General features: G+C 60.3%; 15 protein-coding genes. 7 read left to right on the top strand and 8 right to left on the bottom strand.

What is annotated here, in order from left to right; translation table 11 throughout:
• Positions 1-61 precede the first annotated feature (61 nt).
• Both ACOGI7_RS07240 and ACOGI7_RS07235 read left to right on the top strand, forming a co-directional pair.
• On the top strand, positions 62-265 hold the full coding sequence (locus tag ACOGI7_RS07240) for a DUF6290 family protein (RefSeq protein ID WP_419851243.1): 204 nt from the start codon (positions 62-64) through the stop codon (positions 263-265).
• Between the two features lie 106 nt (positions 266-371).
• A complete protein-coding gene (locus ACOGI7_RS07235) occupies positions 372-1,820 on the top strand; it encodes a type I restriction-modification system subunit M (RefSeq protein WP_419851242.1) in 1,449 nt (482 codons plus the stop codon).
• Between the two features lie 7 nt (positions 1,821-1,827).
• On the opposite strand, the gene ACOGI7_RS07230 is transcribed toward ACOGI7_RS07235, so the two are convergent.
• Positions 1,828-3,078, bottom strand: a complete 1,251-nt coding sequence (locus tag ACOGI7_RS07230) for a KAP family P-loop NTPase fold protein (protein ID WP_419851241.1) — start codon at positions 3,076-3,078, stop codon at positions 1,828-1,830.
• A 255-nt stretch (positions 3,079-3,333) separates the two neighbouring features.
• On the opposite strand from ACOGI7_RS07230, the gene ACOGI7_RS07225 reads away from it, so the two are divergent.
• Entirely contained in the window at positions 3,334-5,223 is a 1,890-nt protein-coding gene (locus ACOGI7_RS07225) for an ATP-dependent nuclease (RefSeq protein ID WP_419851240.1), read from the top strand.
• Positions 5,224-5,283: 60 nt separating this feature from the next.
• Here ACOGI7_RS07225 and ACOGI7_RS07220 read toward each other — a convergent pair whose 3' ends face one another.
• The 6 genes from ACOGI7_RS07220 to ACOGI7_RS07195 form a co-directional block, all read right to left on the bottom strand.
• Complete coding sequence (locus ACOGI7_RS07220; protein ID WP_419851239.1) at positions 5,284-6,288, bottom strand: hypothetical protein; 1,005 nt, start codon at positions 6,286-6,288, stop codon at positions 5,284-5,286.
• 28 nt (positions 6,289-6,316) lie between these two features.
• A complete protein-coding gene (locus ACOGI7_RS07215) occupies positions 6,317-6,922 on the bottom strand; it encodes a hypothetical protein (RefSeq protein WP_419851238.1) in 606 nt (201 codons plus the stop codon).
• Positions 6,919-8,865, bottom strand: coding sequence for an AAA family ATPase (locus ACOGI7_RS07210; RefSeq protein WP_419851237.1), 1,947 nt, complete (start codon positions 8,863-8,865; stop codon positions 6,919-6,921). The genes ACOGI7_RS07215 and ACOGI7_RS07210 overlap by 4 nt, the downstream gene beginning before the upstream one ends.
• A gap of 3 nt (positions 8,866-8,868) precedes the next feature.
• Complete coding sequence (locus ACOGI7_RS07205) at positions 8,869-10,209, bottom strand: hypothetical protein (protein WP_419851236.1); 1,341 nt, start codon at positions 10,207-10,209, stop codon at positions 8,869-8,871.
• A 348-nt stretch (positions 10,210-10,557) separates the two neighbouring features.
• Positions 10,558-10,983: a type II toxin-antitoxin system VapC family toxin gene (locus ACOGI7_RS07200; protein ID WP_419851235.1), complete on the bottom strand. Its 426-nt coding sequence runs from the start codon at positions 10,981-10,983 to the stop codon at positions 10,558-10,560.
• Positions 10,980-11,216, bottom strand: a complete 237-nt coding sequence (locus ACOGI7_RS07195) for a type II toxin-antitoxin system Phd/YefM family antitoxin (protein ID WP_419851234.1) — start codon at positions 11,214-11,216, stop codon at positions 10,980-10,982. The genes ACOGI7_RS07200 and ACOGI7_RS07195 overlap by 4 nt, the downstream gene beginning before the upstream one ends.
• A 179-nt stretch (positions 11,217-11,395) precedes the next feature.
• On the opposite strand from ACOGI7_RS07195, the gene ACOGI7_RS07190 reads away from it, so the two are divergent.
• From ACOGI7_RS07190 to ACOGI7_RS07180, 3 genes are all read left to right on the top strand, one after another.
• Positions 11,396-11,767 carry a hypothetical protein gene (locus ACOGI7_RS07190; protein ID WP_419851233.1) on the top strand — a complete coding sequence of 124 codons (372 nt, stop codon included), beginning with the start codon at positions 11,396-11,398 and terminating at the stop codon, positions 11,765-11,767.
• A gap of 307 nt (positions 11,768-12,074) precedes the next feature.
• Positions 12,075-13,619, top strand: a complete 1,545-nt coding sequence (locus tag ACOGI7_RS07185; RefSeq protein WP_419851232.1) for an AMP-binding protein — start codon at positions 12,075-12,077, stop codon at positions 13,617-13,619.
• A 69-nt stretch (positions 13,620-13,688) separates the two neighbouring features.
• Positions 13,689-14,858, top strand: coding sequence for an aromatic ring-hydroxylating oxygenase subunit alpha (locus tag ACOGI7_RS07180; RefSeq protein WP_419851231.1), 1,170 nt, complete (start codon positions 13,689-13,691; stop codon positions 14,856-14,858).
• A 38-nt stretch (positions 14,859-14,896) separates the two neighbouring features.
• Here the strand turns inward: ACOGI7_RS07180 and nadA are convergent, their stop codons facing one another.
• A complete protein-coding gene (gene nadA, locus ACOGI7_RS07175) occupies positions 14,897-15,991 on the bottom strand; it encodes a quinolinate synthase NadA (protein WP_419851230.1) in 1,095 nt (364 codons plus the stop codon).
• A gap of 226 nt (positions 15,992-16,217) precedes the next feature.
• Here nadA and uvrC point away from each other — a divergent pair, with 226 nt between their 5' ends.
• A complete protein-coding gene (gene uvrC / locus ACOGI7_RS07170) occupies positions 16,218-18,086 on the top strand; it encodes an excinuclease ABC subunit UvrC (protein ID WP_419851229.1) in 1,869 nt (622 codons plus the stop codon).
• Positions 18,087-18,089 lie beyond the last annotated feature (3 nt).

Raw genomic sequence — 18,089 nt, 5'->3', positions numbered from 1 at the left:
TCCGGGGGGGGGGGGCTATTGCTAGCTGACCGCTATGGCATCTGGGCAATACCATGAATCGATGGCTATGACGCTGCGGTTGACGAAGGAGGAGCAGGACGCCCTGCGTGAGCGAGCGGTGCTCGACGGCATGTCGATGCAAGAGGCAGCGCGGCAGGCAGTACGTGAGTACATCGCCAAGGCCGAACATCGCGACCGAGTCGCGGCGGCCACCGAACATGTCAAGCAGCGCCATGCCGACGCGCTGCAACGCCTGGGCGAGTGAGCTTCGGCGATGCAAATGGCCGCGTTGGCCTAGACAATCGTCGACTTGCGACACACCTTTCGTGTGGTTGGAAACAATCTCTTTGCTCTGAGATGGTGAGGGGCTGATGAGCGCTGATCCCAAGGCCATGGTGCAGAAGCTGTGGGACTTCTGCGATGTGCTCCGAGACGACGGCTTGTCGTACGGCGACTACCTGGAACAGCTCACCTATCTGCTGTTCCTCAAGATGGCCGATGAACAGCACGAACTGTTGGGGGCGCGGGTCGTACCAATCGGCTTGGATTGGCCGACGTTGTTGAATCGATCGGGAGAGCAGCTGGAGGCCCAGTACAACAAGACCCTTGCCGAACTCGGATCAGCCGACGACATGCTCGGCGTGGTATTCCGCAAGGCCCGCAACCGGATTCAAAACCCAGCCAAGCTGGAACAGCTCATCAAGGAATTCATCGATCAGCACGAGTGGATGAGCTACGACGCCGACCTGAAGGGTGACGCCTACGAAGGCTTGATTGAGAAGACTGCCCAAGAAGGAGCCAAGGGAGCGGGGCAGTACTTCACTCCTCGGGCACTCATCTCCGCAATTGTCGATGCGATGCTCCCCGAGACCGGCAACCGCATCTGCGACCCCGCCTGCGGCACCGGCGGGTTCTTCCTGGGTGCATATCAGTCGATTGTCGAGCGTTTCCCGAACTTGAGTCCCGACCAGGCCGCACACCTGCGGTCTGGGGCATTCACCGGCTGGGAGATCGCTGACCTGCCCGCCCGCCTGTGCGCCATGAACCTGCTGCTCCACGGTATCGAGAGCCCCGAGTCCGATTCACCCATCAACGTGGATGACGCCCTTCGCGACGACCCCGGCGAGCGCTTCGACATGGTGCTCACGAACCCGCCGTTTGGCCGGTCGTCATCCGACAGCTACGAGCGAGAGGACTTCTGGGCCACCACCAAGAACAAGCAGCTCAACTTCGTACAGCACGTAGTCAGCCTGCTCAAGATTGGCGGCTCCGCCGCGGTGGTCGTCCCCGATAACGTGTTGTTTGAAGCCGGTGCTGGTGAGACCATCCGCCGCCGGCTGCTGCACGACTGCGACGTTCACACCTTACTCCGACTCCCCACCGGCATCTTCTATGCCCAGGGCGTCAAGGCCAACGTTCTCTTCTTCCGCCGCCGAGAAGGTGCCGAGCAAGCCTGGACGAAGGAACTGTGGGTCTACGACCTCCGCACCAACAAGCACTTCACCCTCAAGCAGAACCCCCTGACCAGAACCGACCTCGACGATTTCGTTTCCTGCTACAACCCCGGCGACCGTCACCAGCGCCAAGAGTCCGAGCGCTTCAAGCGCTACACCTACGATGAGCTCGTTGCCCGAGACAAAGTCAGCCTCGACCTCTTTTGGCTCCGCGACGAATCGCTGGAAGACATCGACAACCTCCCCGCCCCCGCCGTCCTAGCCGCCGAGATCGCCGAAGACCTCCAATCCGCCCTAACCGAAATCCAAGCCCTCGCAGAGAGCCTTTCAGGTAGCGGTAAACCCTTCGAGGTGGATGTTCAGTGAGATGGAGCTAGCGCGGGTCAATCATGTCAATGAGGTCAGTTATCCATTGCACGGTCTCGTCGGTTAGCCATGAGAGCCCGTTCCATTGGTGGAACAACCGAAATACTTCAGGGGGGTCGCTGATCTCGTCATATACGACTTTCTGGTACTCGCTAGTGAATACTTCTACGTCAGTCGTTGGGCCTTCCCAAGATCCCGTACGCAATTGAACCGCCGAGGCAACGGTAAGTAGTACCACCTCCAGCATGATTAGGTCTTTACTGTTGACTGCTGCACGGCCTGACCCTTCTGGTGTGAGCGCTTTGCGCGCCGCAGCGATGGCCTCAAATCCATCAATTCGGCCTGCCGCTATGTTGCGGTAGGCGGACCGATCAAGGGTTCTGAGCACGATCAGGGCCACAAAAACCTCCAAGTAGCTCTCCCGGATAACCAGGTTGCGCTCAGAACTGAGCGAGGCGGCAATGGCAGCAGTGTGGTGAGCTACCTGCTGGATATCACGCAATCCGCAGCCTGGAGCCGCGGATACCAACCACAACATCTTCCTGACTGACCCCCTGGCCTGAATCCAAACTCCGGTCGATTGCAGAAGCTCGCTGAGGAAGTTGGTGAGATCCGGCTCACTAGGCGAAAGAAGTTGCGTGTGTAGGTCGGCGAACCGGTGCAGATACCGGTCTGCACTGAACTCAGGTCCGAAAATTGAATGGATGCTATGAATGAGTTCGCCGCGGTTGATGGCCAGAACGACGATGACACCGTCCACATCGAACAAGTGCCTCACGGTCGCGAGGACTTCCAGGGCATAGGTCGGCTGACATCGATCCAGCTCATCGATGACGACCACCAACGGCTCTTCCTGCTCAGCTGCAACCTTTGCTAGCTGAGCTTTGAAGCGCCCTGTCTCTCGCTCGGACTCTTCCCAGGAAGCAGTTAGGTCGCGATTCTCATCACTCCCAACTTTTTCCAGGTCAACTAGTCCGCTGGTGCCTGCTCTGACCGTCTGGACAGCCACGTGCGCCATTATCTTACCTGCTGCCTTGATCAACTCCTTTTTGGTGTTGTTGCCGAGTTCGCTGGAAATGGCCGATACCAAGTCAACTAGCGGGACGCCGGTATGGCCCTGCCGCCAGGCGTTGAAATCGACTACACGAACCTCTTGGGCGCGCAAGTGCGCCGCGCTCATCTTGACAAATGCTGTCTTGCCGGAACCCCAAGGTCCGTCGAGCAGCACTCCCGCGTGCCCTTCGATTCCCAAGAGCATTCGGCAGAAGCCTTCGACTTGCTGCTGTCGGCTCAGTCGGTCGTTTGCGAACGGGTCCTCGGGGTCAGCCTCAAACTCGGGTGGATGTAGTCGCACTAGCTCAGCCTAGGAACTGTCAGGCGACGGTTTGAGACTCTTCGGCTCTGTCTGACAAGAAGCCCACTCCTGGATAGCCTTCGACCGGCACAGCCCCCGATCCTTCAAGAGACCGGCCAGCGGCTTGGTCGGATGTGTTCGAGCGTGGAATAGGAAGGGATGTTGTCGCACCCGGTGGCTAGTCTGCGTCTCCTAAATGGCCTGTGGATAACTCCACTGCGGAACGGCTGCGGTCAATATTGGCCGAACCGGTATCGGGCGGGCCAAGACAACTACGGAGAGCGGCAGTCGGCGGAGACCATGCACATCAGACAACTCGACCTATGGAACTTCAAGGCCTTCGAGAGGTTTACGATGACTCTTGGGAGCAAGGCCTTCTTGGTAGGACCAAACAATGCCGGGAAGTCAACCCTCGTTGCAGCCGCAAGAGCAGCTGCAGGAATGTTGGAACACGCAACCAGAAGGCAGGCGACCGGACATCGGGCACACGGCAAACGGCGACCGCGAACGCATTCGCTCCGCGCTGATCAGTATGGTTTGGTGACTGAGAATCTTCGTCATCAGTTTCGCTCCCTAGAGTCGGCGGTATCGGTTCGCACGGACACCGATCTGATTCTCACTGGGGTTTGGCCCACTGACGAGGACGACAACCCGGAGCCGTTTTTCTACCTGCGCCGCTCCGACGAACGATCGGTCTCGCAGCCAAGCAAGGTTAGAGAACTGACCGGCCAGATTGGGATCATCCCAGGCCTCTACCCGATGAACCACTCCGAAACGGTCCTAGGGGAGTCATATCTAAGGTCCAACTTCCAGAGCAGGAGGTCCAGCCAGCATGCCCGAAACCAGCTGCACTTGATTCAGGGAAGTGGGGAGTTTGGGGAGTTCCATGACTTTGTGACCCACTGGCTCCCGGAAATTGAGGAACTCTCGGTCACGAAACGTCCAGGCAGAGATATGGGCGAATGGGAACTCGACGTGCATGTGCGAGAGCGTGGTGACAGCACGGAGAAGGAACTCTTTTGGGTCGGCGACGGAATGCAGATCTTCGTGCAGATCCTCGCCCATCTCTGGCGACTTAGGGAGGCAGATGTAGTGATCCTTGACGAACCTGATCTCTATTTGCATGCTGACCTCCAGCGGCGTCTAGTGAGATTGCTCGACTCAACAACGGCGCAGACGATCACTGCAACCCACTCGTCGGAGATGCTCGCGGAGGCTCCTTCCGATTCGGTGGTGTGGGTGGATAAGTCCCGCCGAAGAGCCGTTCGCCGGCCCAAGCCGGCAACGCTCGAAGACCTGTCGACTCAGATCGGCTCAAACTTCAACTTGCGGCTCGCAGCAGCGCTCCGTGCCCGAACCGTGGTCTTTGTGGAAGGGGACGATATGTCCATCATCCGGGAGCTGGCGAAGACCATCGGTGCCGATCACCTGGCTGGCGAGCGCAATTGTGCAGTGATTGAGATCAAGGGCTTCAGCAACTGGGTCAGGGTCGAGCCGTTCAAGTGGTTCCTCTCAGACTTCCTCGATGGTGCCGTTGATGTATTTGTGCTGTTGGATCGCGACTATCGAGCCGATGCGGATGTTCGCGAGGTGCGCTCGACTCTTGAGGCAATCGATGTCCGCGCTCACATCTGGCAGCGGAAGGAACTCGAGAGCTATTTGCTCAACCCGAATGCACTGGCCCGCGTGTCAAACTCATCGGCTAATGACATCTCGTCTCTACTGGAGTCGATCACGGACGACATGACTGAGGACATCCTGGGGCAGTTCGCAAAGGAGCGTCATTTCTATGGCCCGTCTAGCGAGAGGGACTTCGCTCGCACTTTCAAAGAGACCAACGAGGAATTAAGGCCACAAGCTATGGACCCCGTGTGGCGCCTCCACAGATATCCGGCCAAAGTAATTCTGAACGCACTGAACAAGTCCCTCCAGCAAGCCGGGGGCGCGACCGTGTCGACCAAGCACCTCGCTCGCCAACTGCGCCCATCCGAGATTCCCGACGAGATGCGCAACTGGCTTTTCGAGGTCGACTCCAGCATTGGACGATAGGCCAAGTCTTTTACTGCGGATCGGCCACTACACCCGCTATGGCTAATCCCCCATGTTTGACTATAGAGCAGGTTCGAGGAACATACGTATTGGTTTGGCGAAGTCTGACCGTATTTGCTCGTATCGCACCCTGAATTTGATGTCTTGGTTGCGGAAGTGGAGTGCCTGGTCCCTTGTGATGCTTCTGCGGTTTGCATTGAGGCCGAGTCGGCGTGCGTCAAGCACTACGAGATATCCCATGACCACATGTGAAGGCGAACTTGGCTTGTCGAGGTCAAGATACTCCGCGAGTTGTTCCGCTCCGTCTCGCGCCCGCTGGTCTCGGTACGAAGTTAGACGCGTCCCGGTACGGTTAAGAGAATCGCCTAGCCACTTAAGCTCGATGTATGCGATCCGGTTCGTGAAGGACCATGTGATCTTGAGATCGACTGGATGACTGTGATCGACTGCCTGCTCGGTTCGGACTTCTATTTCGTCTCGACCGCGGAGCGTGCCTACGAGGAAATTCTCCAAAGAGGCCCGCATAGTAGACTCAGGTCGGTTGCGCAGTACCAGGCGTTTGTCGTCGTCCCAACATGAACGGAGAATCTGGCATCGCGAGCGCAACGCAAGATGAACCTTGTAGTGTTCGAGCGCAGTTTGAAGGTCAACGAATGTAGGTGTGGCGAATATGGACCCGAATGCTGGCGAGGCTGGGAGGTCGATCACACCATCTGGCGTCACGAAGTGGTCAGACCCATCAAATCTGTACACAATGGCAGAGCTGGCGAGTTCTTCTGCATCTACTGAATCGAACCAGCAGGTCACAGATGATGCATTGGTCGTGGCTATAGCTTGAGGTGGAGGGTCAAGGGAAGCGAGCTCGCTCTTCGGGATTGTCCTTCCTTGTCCTAGTGGGGGTGCTGCATCGGTGAGGGGGAGAAAGATCGTAATGCCGGTGGTCAGAGTCTCAGGCGCTAGGTATGTGAAGACTTCTCGTATAGACGCGAGAAGAATTTGCACCTTCTCATCGCCGTAACGGACAACTAGACGAGGTACGAAATCGGAGTCGGCGAGTTGTTGCATCAACTCAAAGTTAAAGGCGCGCACGAGACTACTCTTGAAGCGTCTCCGCTCGTAGATACCTGAGCCACAAAACGGCGGTTGCGAAGAGACTGGTATCTCCGGCTTCTCCGTGCTGTTCAACGGCTAGTGAGCGCAGACCATCGAAATGCGGCTCGAGAACTGCCAGCCCCGCTGCATCAAGCAGCGTCCGGCGCTGCGCGAGTTCAACCGCTGTCCGAAGTTGTGGCTCTTTCATGACCGCTGCGGTAGCCACCGGCAGAGCAAGCGCAAGTGTCGTGTTGGCGGCCGCGTCGAGGTATGGCAGCCTCGATGACGGGTCGCTATGAGTAGCTGTGCTGTCTCGCATGGTCTTTCCGACCGTCGACAAGCGATGGGTGCCGGCAGCGGACTCGATCATTCCTGATGCGGCAAGACGTTCGATGGCCGTATCGATGCTCTCGGCGTAAGGCGCGCCGGATCCCGTCACGGCAAACCTGTAGCCCCACATTTCAGCCGGTTGCTCGCAGAAGACGCTAAGGATGCACGCGAGATACGCCAAAGCGTGTACTTCTTCGGTCTTCGCGTGCATTGATGAATTAGCAATCCGCCAGGTGAGATGTAGCACATCAAATGTGGACGTGGTGACCAGGCTCATCGCGGCTCGTTCAGTCGTTCCTCTATCTGGTGGAACGCCTGATCGAACGCATCCCTCTCATTGACTTGAACGTCGCTCAGTGTTGCCCACTCCGTCATGCGTTGTAGCCGCATGTGCGAAGAGGTGCATGTACGCGCCAAGTTAAGCAAGAGCTCCGACGTGTTGATATTGGCAGTCATGAGAAGTTGTCCTCCCTCCTCAACGAACTGCCCAAACATCGACCCGGCCCGTCGCTCGTAGGCGATGTCGAGTGAGCCTTCTGGAGTGTCGACATACAAGACAGGCAAGGAGTCGTCTGCCGAGAGTTGACGCGTCAGAGCCATGCGAAGAGCAATGTCCACGAAGAACCGCTGACTTTCCGACAGATTAATGGACCCTCGACGCGGCGCTCCATCAACCGAGAGCACCAGCCGAGAGACATCCACACTGATTTCGAAGTTGAGGGCTAGGTCCAGGCCCAGAAACTCCCGTGCGAGATCAGTGAATTTCGGCACGAACTCAGACTCTGCCTCCTGGTAGCTCACTGCGAGGGAGTTCTGAAGGGTGCGCAGATCACTCCGGTAGGCGTCACGCTTCCGTCGCTCGTCCTTCTTACGGCGCATCCGATCTTCGATGTCGCGCTGGTAGCTCTGGATCACTTGCTCCAGCGACTCGCCGGGTTCGCTCTCCAGCGCCATCGCCGCAGCTACATCGTCCTCATTCTCCCGCAGGCCGTCTCTAATTGCATTGAGCGAGTCCTGCTCAGCTTCAAGTTCTGCTAGGAGGCGCTGAACTTTTTGGTCAGCGTGCTCAAGCTCCTGAGCAAGAGCTTGCATTGAAGCATCCAGTTGGGACAATGCCTCAGAGGAGCCGTCTGCGGCAGCGATCGGCTTGATGCAAACTGGACATATTCCCCCCTGAAGACTGGCCACGACATGGGCAGCAACATCTTCTTCAGCGCATCCACACACAGGGCACTGGGAAGCATCAAGGATCGATTGCACTACAGGATGAACCTTAGGGTCTCGTCGACCGAACATGGCTCTGTCATAGGCCTGCTCATACGCAGCGCGTATTGACCTTAACTCCGCAGCTACCTCGGCACGGTGCAGTTCTGCATCTTGGTGCCGTGCTGATGCAGCCTTGACTCTCTTACTTGCTTCGTCCTCTTGTTCCTGTAGTGCCAAGAGCTTCTCGTTTGCGTCGGTCTCACCATCCGCGAGGCTCTCCAATCGTTCGGTCAGGTCCGCTAGGTTTTTTTCTGCTGTAGTGGCGGCAAACTGATGATTGCGAGCCCGCGAATCAGCGCGTTCGGCTTGTCGGCGGAGGTTGTCTGCCTTTTTCGAGTCGTCTGGATCCAACCCGAAAGCAAGGAACAGAGCAGCTTGCGACACCTTGTCATCCCAGAACAGCAAGTGTCGCCGCTCGTCAAAGGTCTGGACGAGATGATGAAGCATCACGAGCTGTGAGAAGCTTGAGACACCCACATCTTGCAGGATCATCTCCTCGTACTGTTCGTGCCGCTCTTCGTCACTTCCCTTGTCGAAGGCAGTCACTGTCTCAGGGTCGCCACGTTTGACCTCCAAGGCGCGTAGCGCCATTGGCTCAAACATGTTCCTAACGATCCGGTATTCGGCACCTCCGGCGAGCATCAGCAGTTCGACTTCTGCGGTCTCGCGGTCCTCCTCGGATATGCGCCCCTCGAATGCTGAGGCGGAGTACGAGCGACAATTCTTGAGGTACTCATCGGCCGAGTTGAACGCACGTCCGGGCTCGGCCACCACTCCAGTCACTGCAAAGCCGACAGCAGCTAGGAACGTGGACTTTCCAAGGCCATTCGCACCCGCGAGGCAAAATACACCGGTACCGAAGTCAGCTCTGATCTCCTGGGCATGATCGTAGAGAGAGAAGCTGCGAATACGCGCCCATACCGGTCTAGGTAGACTAATCCCACGCGCCCCCATGCCCTAGCGCCCTTCTCGCGTGATGAAGCAGACACTCTCTCGCAGATAAGCCGAACCGTGCTTTCTGCGTGTCAGATTGCGAGCCACAGCAATCCTCTGGGGCTCGAACCCAGCAATACGGGCGGCTGCCAGTACTAGAACGTCGGCAGCGACAACAACGCCAGTCCCAGGGGCCCCGTGTACAGAATTGCCGACGGCGCACGCAATGTAGCCCCCATCACGCAGTCTGCATGCCAATGATTCGAAGAGCTCAACTAGATCCAACACGTATCCCTGAATCATGTCAGCCAGCCCAGCCGCGTAACGGCCAGGTTCGATACAAGCAAGAATGGGTGCAACGATCCCGTCAATTGCGATGCAACTGTCGGTAGGAACCGGTCGGCGGATGCTCGGATGGCTGTGGACCGTGCGCAATCTCTGTAACCGGAACTCATCACGGTTGGAGATCATCCCCAGCAGCCAGGCCTCTAGTTTGTAAACCTCGGTGTAGTCGATGTTGTTCGGGTAAGGCGGCGAGAAAATCGCTAGGTCAAAGGACAAGTCCTCGGGGATGCATGACATCCGCCGCCCATCACCGAGAAGTTGGCGTCCGTTCGCTGCAGCGCTGCATAAGTCAATGTCGTCAGCCATTTCCTGTGCTCGTCGAAGGAACTCCCTATACGCGTGTGCGCGATCTTTTCTCGGCCAATAGCGGAGCGCTCGTCCGTCTCGCCGGAGATTGCTTACCGGCTCCACCGAAGCTGCCGCGGCGAGCCGCAGGAGATCAACCTTCAGATCGTCGCCGATCTTCGCAAGCGAATCCAGCTCATCCACCAGCGCAAGCAGTCTGCGGAGCTCGTCTTGGGGAAAGTACTTCTTGTTCTTGAAGGTAGACAGAGCTGGTCGCGAGAACCGCTCGGGTGTCGTGGTACGCGAGTCAGCACGTATCGTGACCTCCTCTGCCAATGAAACCAGCCCGCTGGGCCGCACCTGCATGGCTTCGTGCTTGACCGACGCAAGTAGATGCAAGAACGGATTGCATTCCACACCCCACACTGCGGGAGTGGGCTCAAGTTTTGCCGCAGAGACCGCAGTGGTGCCGGACCCTGCGAAGGGATCGAGGATTCTCAAGCCTCGGTGTACATCATCGAGCCCGCAGTCCTTCACAACCTGTTGGAGGAGCCCCGCGGAGTAAGCCTCCTTCATGTGAAACCACCGGTGGAATGGCTCAGACGAGTTCGAGTTGGGAGTTACAAGTTTCGCGTAGTCCTCCGCCGCGTCAAAAGCAATGCCATCTTCGACCCTCCTGTAGTGGCTCTCTAATGCCTCTACAGCAATGCTCTCCTGCGTCAGGGTTTCATTCATTGTTGAGGCCAACGCCAGTCTCAATCGCCTTCTCGCAGGTACGTCTTCCTGAAGGGAGTTCTCGCCTCGGCATCTCTCTACATGACGCGCTGAGGCAGGAGCGGGACACTGTGAGGCTTCGGCCCCGGTGTCTTCGTGGGAGCGTCGACATGATCTCAGGATTACAGATCCTCTACCCTCTCGCCACCCGCCAAAACACGGATGCCGCACCAGACACAAGTCCAAACAGATCTCGGTTCAGGCAACACTTCCCTTGACTTGATTCGCCGTAGCATGGCCTCTTGCCAAGAAAACTCAGGGCAAAGGACTGAGGAGAGCCTCCTGGTCATGATCAATCCCCTGAGCAGCTCAAGGACTTCCGGGGTGGGGTATTGGCACCAGTTCTAGACCGGAGATGGCCGTGTAGTCGTCGGGGTTGGCGGTGTAAAGGGGGAGTTGTTTGGCGATGGCGGTGGCGGCGATGAGGGCATCGTAAGCCCGTGCGGCGGGTTTGCGGCCAGCGCTTCGGAGGTCAGAGGCGACTCTGCCGAATACGCGGGCTGCGGTGGCGTCAAAGGGCACAACATCGAAGTCCGCTTCAGCTTGCTGTAGGTGGGCTTGGCGGCGGGCTCGCTCAGTGTCGGTGGATGCCACAAGCGGCCCAACGGACAGCTCAGCCAGCGTAACCGCGGTGATCGAAGAGTCTTGGGGTAACAGGTCAGGATCGGTCAGCTGCGGAAGCAACAGCACGACATTCGTGTCAAGGATGCCTCGGCCCTCTAGTTCAGCGGTCATAGTGAGGGGTCGATGATCTCGTCGATGTCCCGGCGCATTCTGTCGGGGTCTACCGGGGGCAGATGGCGCCAGCGGTCAAGCAGAGTTGCCGGGTCTGGGCCCTTGCGACGCAGAGGCTGAAGTTCCGCCACTGGTCGCCCAGATCTGGTCACTATGATGCGCTCGCCCTTCTGTACGCGATCGATGACGCCGCCTCCTTGATTGCGCAGTTCCCGAATCGTGACGTATGCCATAGGCCATACTGTATCACCCGTGAGACAATTCACGGACTCAATCTGCTCATCAAGCATTCCGTTCTCCCGGCTGCGCTATTGACTTATACAAAGTTACCTGTAATATCACTATATATCAAAGACTATCGCACCCGGTCAACAGGGCGCCCAGGCAAATCGCACAACAAGGAAGATTCGTTATGGGTGCGGTCTTGACGGCGGTGGTGGTCAGTTCTTTTGGGTTGATGATGCTCAACCTGGGGTTGTATTTCCCGGTTCTGAGGAACAAGTGGTACCGGCGGAAGCTGAAGAAAGTGCGGGTTGTTGGGCCTGATGGGACGGCGGTCACCAAAGACGACATTCGGCATGAGCTCATGCGCGATCCGGTGGCGTCTGATTTGTTCGCTAGCGACGACACTCCGGATGACGTGGCCCGCTACCTGTTCTTGGAGGCGGAGCGGCGGGCGATGCTGCGCAAGTGCAACCGGCTCGACGACGACGAGAACGACTTCTTCGCTCCGCCCCGGCGCTCCGGCCCCGACCCGGGCTTCCGAGGTTGCAATGAACTGTGAGGACTTGGATTGGCGACCTGATGCGGCAAATGGAGGAAGCTCAGAACTGGCAAGTGGGTAGATTTAGGCACATGCGGTCGGAGCAACGGCTTGAATTTGAATAGCGTTGGGATGAGATCGAGGCGTCATTGGGGTCGATCTCCGACATTGGGCATGAATGGGACGATGATCCTGCCGCCTGGGTACGTGAGCAGCGGCGGGGAAAACGGGGACAAAACGGCTAAGGGTGCCCCTCCATTCCAGATTGGCTATTGATCTGGGCGTAATCTCACTCAGTCAGATTGAACTGCCGAGGAGCAAGCCACGCATGTATCCGGGACAGCACGCTCGCACCACGCCGGACAAGGCGGCGCAGATTATGGCTGGTACGGGGGAGGTCACTACTTATCGGGAGCTGGATGAGGCGGCCAACCGGCTGGCGCTGCTGCTGTATGACGGGGGGTTGCGGGAGGGCGACCACATCTGCATCTTGGCGGAGAACCACCGCCGCTACTACGAGGTGTTCTGGGCGGCGATGACGTCGGGGCTGTACTTCACCACCATCAACCGCTATCTGTCGCCCGAGGAGGCGGCTTATGTGGTGAACGACAGCGGGTCGACCGCGCTGATAACCACGCAGGCGATGGCCAATACTGCATCGCAGATGCTCGACCTCATTCCCGACTGCCGGCACAAGCTGATGATGGACGGTGCCGTGGACGGCTTTGAGTCGTATGAAGATGCCGTTGCCCCCATGTCGTCTGAGCCGCTGTCCCGGCTGCCCAAAGGCGAGGTGATGCTGTACTCGTCGGGCACCACCGGCAGGCCCAAGGGAATCAAGCGCCCCCTGACCGGCGTGGAGGTACATGATGCCAGCCTGTCGGGCATCGGCATGCTTGAGCACCACCTGCTTGGCATGGACGAGAACTCGGTGTACCTGAGCCCGGCGCCGCTCTATCACTCCGCCCCGCTGATGTACAGCGCCGGAGTTCACGAACTGGGCGGCACGCTCGTGATCATGGACCGGTTCGATGCCGAGCGCTTCTTGGCCTATGTCGAGCAGTACTCGGTGACCGACACCCAGATGGTGCCCACCATGTTCATCCGCCTGCTCAAGCTGCCCGAGGAGGTCCGCAACCGCTACGACCTCTCATCGTTGAAGATGGCGGTCCACGCTGCCGCGCCCTGCCCGGTGCCAGTCAAGGAGCAGATGATCGAGTGGTGGGGTCCGATCATTCAGGAGTACTACGCCGCCACCGAGGGCAACGGGCTGTGCTTCATCGGTGCCGAAGACTGGCTTGAGCACAAGGGGTCGGTGGGCAAGGCGATGATGGGAGTCCCCCACATCTGCGACGACGAAGGCCGCGAGCTCGGCACCGGGGAGCCGGGGGTGGTCTATTTCGAGCAGGAAACCCCAACTTTCGAATATCACGACGACCCTGAGAAGACAAGGGAATCCCGTCACCCCCAGCACGACAACTGGTCCACGGTGGGCGACGTGGGCTACCTAGACGCCGACGGCTACCTCTACCTCACCGACCGGGCGACGTTCATGATCATCAGCGGCGGGGTCAACATCTACCCCCAGGAGATCGAGGCCTGCTTCGCCCTGCACCCCCAGGTGGCCGATGTGGCGGTGTTCGGCCTTCCTGACCACGAGATGGGGGAGTACGTACACGCGGTGGTGCAGTTGGAAGAGGGGATCGAGCCTTCCGACGAGCTGGCCGAGGAGTTGCGGGCCTTCGCCCGCCAGAACTTGGCCGGCTTCAAGGTGCCCCGAGTAGTGGACTTCCGGGCCGAGTTCCCCCGGCTGCCCACCGGCAAGCTCTACAAGAAGCCCCTGCGCGAGGAATACCTGGCCCGCCAGCAGTAGCTGCCCGGCCCCTCCCACCGCAACACTCCCAGTTCCAGCCGGAATTACCCCGAAAGTTAGAGTAGGCAGATGGCCTACACCGACGACGCGATCCGGGACTTGACCCGCCGGGTCTTCGAGCTGTGGCAGGACAACACCACCGACTTGGCCCCCGACGTGATGCGCCAGTCGGTTGACGCCTACCTCGACCAGGAGCGCTTCGAGTACGAGGTGGAGCGGATCTTCAAGCACCTGCCCCTGGCACTAGCCCTCAGCTCCGAGCTTCCTGCCCCCGACACCTATAAGGCCATGGACGTCATGGGGGTGCCGGTGCTGCTCACCCGGGGGGCCGACGGCGCGGCCCGAGCGTTCCTCAATGTCTGCCGCCACCGGGGGTCGCCGCTGTGCGAGGCCGGATCGGCGGGGTCGGCACAACGGCTGAGCTGCCCCTACCACGCCTGGTCGTACGACACCGCCGGCGACCTGGTGGGCATGTTCGGCGCCCACACCTTCGGCGACGTCGACCGAGACCACCTCTCGCTCACCCCGCTGGTCTGCGCCGAGAAGGCCGGTTTCGTGTTCGCCAGCCTCACCCCCGGCATCACCTTCGACATCGACGCCTTTCTGGGCGACTTCACCCCCTACGTCGCCGCCCTCGACCTCGACCAGTGGCACATCTTCGAGCAGCGCACCCTCGACGGACCCGGCTGGAAGGTGGCATGGGACGGCTATTTGGAGGGCTACCACCAGGAGCGGCTCCATCCCAAGACTGTGGGGCTGAACACCATCGGCAACCTCATGGCCCACGACACCTGGGGGCCCCACCAGCGCATCGTGTTTGGCCGCAAGTCGCTGCCCAAGCTGGTGAACCAGCCCGAGGATGAGTGGGATCTCGACGAGCACATACGCCTAATCCACTCGATCTTCCCCAACCTGTCGATCTCCGGGATACTGGGCGACTACTGCCTGGTGAGCCAGCTCTTCCCCGGCTCAACCGTCGATACCAGCCTCACCATCCAGACGGTGCTGTGCCGCCACGAACCGTCCACCGATGAGGAGCGCGAAACAGCCGAGCAGTTCAGCGCCCTAGTGCTTCAAGCAGTGCGAGACGAGGACTACTGGGTGGGTTTCCAGATCCAGAACGCCCTCAAGAGCGGGGCCACCGCCGAGGTGCTGTTCGGGCGCAACGAGCCCAGCTTGCAGCACTACCACCACGCGGTGGAGCGCTACGCCGAACTGAGCGTGGACCGAGAGGGCTAAGCGTGCCGGGTAGCTAACCCCCGCTGCCCAACAACCAGCTAGGTAATGCTCAGCATTCGGTCAAGGGCGATACGGGCGTCAGCCGCAATGTCCGGCTCCACAGTGATGCGGTTGCGGACCTTGCCCTCAACCAGACTCTCAAGCGTCCAGGCCAGATGGGCGGCGTCGATGCGGAACATGGTCGAGCACGGACAGATCAGCGGGTCGAGCGACACCACCGTCTTGTCCGGGGTCTCGTCGTTCAGCCGGTTAACTAGATGGATCTCAGTGCCCACCCCGATCACCGAGCCGGCCGGGGCGGCGGTCACCGCTTTGATGATGTAGTCGGTGGAGCCCACCTGATCGGCCACCGCGCACACCTCTCGGCTGCACTCGGGGTGGACCACTACGATCCCGTCGGGGTGCTCCGCCCGAAACGCAGAAACGTGGTCGGGTTGGAACCGCTGGTGTACCGAGCAGTGCCCCCGCCACAGCAACAGCACCGATTCCTTGCACTCGGCCTCGGTCAGCCCGCCCAGCTCGAAGCGGGGATTCCACACCGCCATGTGACTCTCGTCGTAGCCCATGTCAAACCCGGTGTTGCGCCCCAAGTGCTGATCGGGGAAGAACAGCACCTGATCGCCCCGCTCCAGCGCCCACGTCAAAACCGCCCGGGCATTAGACGAAGTGCAAACCGCCCCGCCGTGGCGGGCCACGAACGCCTTCAGGTTTGCGGCCGAGTTCATATAGGTGATGGGCACCACCCGGTCGATGTCGGTCACCCGGGCCAGCTCGTCCCAGGCCTCTTCTACCTGGTCGATGTCGGCCATGTCGGCCATTGAGCAGCCCGCGTTCAGGTCGGGCAGCACCACCTGCTGGTGGTCGCCGGTCAAGATGTCGGCCGACTCGGCCATGAAGTGAACGCCGCAGAACACGATGTACTCGGCCTCGGGGCGCTGCTGGGCCAGCACCGACAGCCGGAAGGAGTCGCCCCGGGCATCGGCCCACGCCATCACCTCGTCGCGTTGGTAGTGATGCCCGAGAATGAACAGCCGGTCGCCCAGGGTTCTCTTGGCGTCGCCAATCCATTCCGCCAACTGCGGGGGCGATGCCGTTGTGTACCGCTCGGGGAGCGGTCGCTGAACGCGCAACATGTTTTGGGAACCTCCGTGAGGTACGGGAACTCCAATTAGCAGCCGGTGGGGACAGCCGGGTCGCCTCGCCACGGGGATGTCGGCCTTGGAGTTCGATATGTCGCTGGATACCCGGCCAGCGTGAATTGAAATCATAACCGCCTTGATCGGGCAATGAAAAGAGGTGGATTGAGTGTCTTGAAGGGAGGCAATCCGGCCGCTGTCCGACTCGTAGGATGGGAAGGGCATGTTGAACCGCCCGCCTCCTGGCACCATTCCCGACGCCGCGGGGTCGTACCAGTTCAAAGACCGCCACGGACGGCTCATTTACGTGGGCAAGGCCAAGAGCCTGCGGTCCCGGCTGGGCAGCTACTTCCAGAACCCGGCCTACCTGCCGCCTCGCACCGCTCAGATGGTGGCCGAGGCCGAATCGGTGGAGTGGATTCAGGTGGACACCGAAGTAGAGGCGCTGATGCTGGAGTACAGCCTCATCCAGCAGCATCAGCCCCGGTACAACGTCCGCTACCGCGACGACAAGAGCTATCCGTTCCTGTGCGTGACCATGGTGGACGAGTGGCCCCGGGCCATGGTCATCCGGGGTCGTAAGCGCAAGGGCAACCGCTATTTCGGCCCCTACGGCCACGCCTACGCCATTCGGGAGACCCTCGACCAGCTGCTGCGCACCTTCCCCATCCGCACATGCAGCGACAACAAATTCAATCACCACGCCCGTCTCGGCCGGCCGTGCCTGCTGTACCACATTGAGAAGTGCGCCGGGCCGTGCGTGGGCGAGGTGGAGCGAGGGCGCTACGACGAGATGGTGGACGACCTGCTCTCGTTCTTGGGCGGTGACACCGACGAAGTGGTGAAGCGGCTGGAAGACGACATGGCCCAGGCCTCGGCCGCTTTGGAGTTCGAGCAGGCCGCCCGCTGCCGGGACCGGCTGGCCACCGTGCGCAAGGCGATTGAGGGCCAAGAAATGGTGGGGGGCCGCTCAGAGGACTACGACGTGGTCGGCCTGGTGGACGACGAGCTGGAGGCGGCCTGCCAGGTGTTCTACGTCCGCAAGGGCCGGGTGATGGGCCGCCGGGGCTTCATCGTGGACAAAGCCGGTGACCTGGACCGCGACGAGTTGGTGAGCCGGGTGCTGGAGCGGCTGTATTTCGAGGAGAACCCGCTGGGCAGCCCCAAACAGGTGCTAGTTCCCGATCTGCCCCATAATCAGGAGCTGTACGAGGAGTGGCTGCGGGAGCAGCGGGGGTCCAGGGTGGCCATCGCCGTGCCCCAGCGAGGGACCAAGCGCAAGCTTCAGGAGACGGTGGCCCGCAATGCGGCTGACGCCTTTGCCCGCCACCGGCTCAAGCGGAGCACTGACCACAACAGCCGGGCCCGGGCCCTCAACGATCTCCAGGAATGCCTGGGCCTGCCCGAGGCCCCTCTGCGGATCGAGTGCTACGACATGAGCCACCTTCAGGGGTCCGATTACGTGGGCTCGATGGTGGTGATGGAGGACGGCTTGCCCCGCAAGTCGGAGTACCGCCGGTTCAAGGTGCGAACCGTGGGGGGCAACGACGACTACGCCGCCATGGAAGAGGTGCTCACCCGGCGGCTCACCAACTACCTGGACGAGCGGGACCGCCCGGTGGAGGAGAAGGGCAAGTTCGCCTACCCGCCGCAACTCCTGGTGGTGGACGGCGGCAAGGGGCAGCTCGGCGTGGCCGAGCGGGTGCTCGCCGAGTTGGGCCTCGACGGGGAGATCTTCCCCGCGGGGCTGGCCAAGGAGTTCGAGCAGGTCTATGTGCCCGGCCGGGCCGCTCCGGTGGAGATCCCGAGGCCTTCGGAGAGCCTGTACCTGCTCCAGCGCATCCGCGACGAGAGCCACCGCTTCGCCAACGACTACCACCGCCAGCTCAGGGGCAAGCGGATGACGAAATCATCGCTAGACGGTATTGCCGGCCTCGGCCCCACCCGCCGAGCCCGACTGGTGAAGGAGATGGGAGGGGTGCGGGCGGTGGAGCGGGCCTCGCTCGACGACCTGCTGGCCCTGAGCTGGCTCCCTGATGCGGTGGCTCATTCGATCTACGAGAAGCTCCACGGCCCACGAGCGGATCGGTAGCCT

Origin of the sequence: Candidatus Poriferisocius sp. (assembly GCF_965204145.1) — a bacterium.
In the GTDB taxonomy this organism is placed as follows: Bacteria; Actinomycetota; Acidimicrobiia; order Acidimicrobiales; family Bin134; genus Poriferisocius.
Note: the sequence above shows the minus strand (reverse complement) of the source record. Positions and strands in the feature narration are given on the sequence as shown.

Bases quoted from the DNA above. Each gene is read 5' to 3' on its own strand.
- ACOGI7_RS07240 (WP_419851243.1), top strand. From the start codon at position 62: ATGGCTATGACGCTGCGGTTGACGAAGGAGGAGCAGGACGCCCTGCGT.
- ACOGI7_RS07235 (WP_419851242.1), top strand. From the start codon at position 372: ATGAGCGCTGATCCCAAGGCCATGGTGCAGAAGCTGTGGGACTTCTGC.
- ACOGI7_RS07230 (WP_419851241.1), bottom strand. From the start codon at position 3,078: ATGCTCTTGGGAATCGAAGGGCACGCGGGAGTGCTGCTCGACGGACCT.
- ACOGI7_RS07225 (WP_419851240.1), top strand. From the start codon at position 3,334: ATGTTGTCGCACCCGGTGGCTAGTCTGCGTCTCCTAAATGGCCTGTGG.
- ACOGI7_RS07220 (WP_419851239.1), bottom strand. From the start codon at position 6,288: ATGCAACAACTCGCCGACTCCGATTTCGTACCTCGTCTAGTTGTCCGT.
- ACOGI7_RS07215 (WP_419851238.1), bottom strand. From the start codon at position 6,922: ATGAGCCTGGTCACCACGTCCACATTTGATGTGCTACATCTCACCTGG.
- ACOGI7_RS07210 (WP_419851237.1), bottom strand. From the start codon at position 8,865: ATGGGGGCGCGTGGGATTAGTCTACCTAGACCGGTATGGGCGCGTATT.
- ACOGI7_RS07205 (WP_419851236.1), bottom strand. From the start codon at position 10,209: ATGAATGAAACCCTGACGCAGGAGAGCATTGCTGTAGAGGCATTAGAG.
- ACOGI7_RS07200 (WP_419851235.1), bottom strand. From the start codon at position 10,983: ATGACCGCTGAACTAGAGGGCCGAGGCATCCTTGACACGAATGTCGTG.
- ACOGI7_RS07195 (WP_419851234.1), bottom strand. From the start codon at position 11,216: ATGGCATACGTCACGATTCGGGAACTGCGCAATCAAGGAGGCGGCGTC.
- ACOGI7_RS07190 (WP_419851233.1), top strand. From the start codon at position 11,396: ATGGGTGCGGTCTTGACGGCGGTGGTGGTCAGTTCTTTTGGGTTGATG.
- ACOGI7_RS07185 (WP_419851232.1), top strand. From the start codon at position 12,075: ATGTATCCGGGACAGCACGCTCGCACCACGCCGGACAAGGCGGCGCAG.
- ACOGI7_RS07180 (WP_419851231.1), top strand. From the start codon at position 13,689: ATGGCCTACACCGACGACGCGATCCGGGACTTGACCCGCCGGGTCTTC.
- nadA (WP_419851230.1), bottom strand. From the start codon at position 15,991: ATGTTGCGCGTTCAGCGACCGCTCCCCGAGCGGTACACAACGGCATCG.
- uvrC (WP_419851229.1), top strand. From the start codon at position 16,218: ATGTTGAACCGCCCGCCTCCTGGCACCATTCCCGACGCCGCGGGGTCG.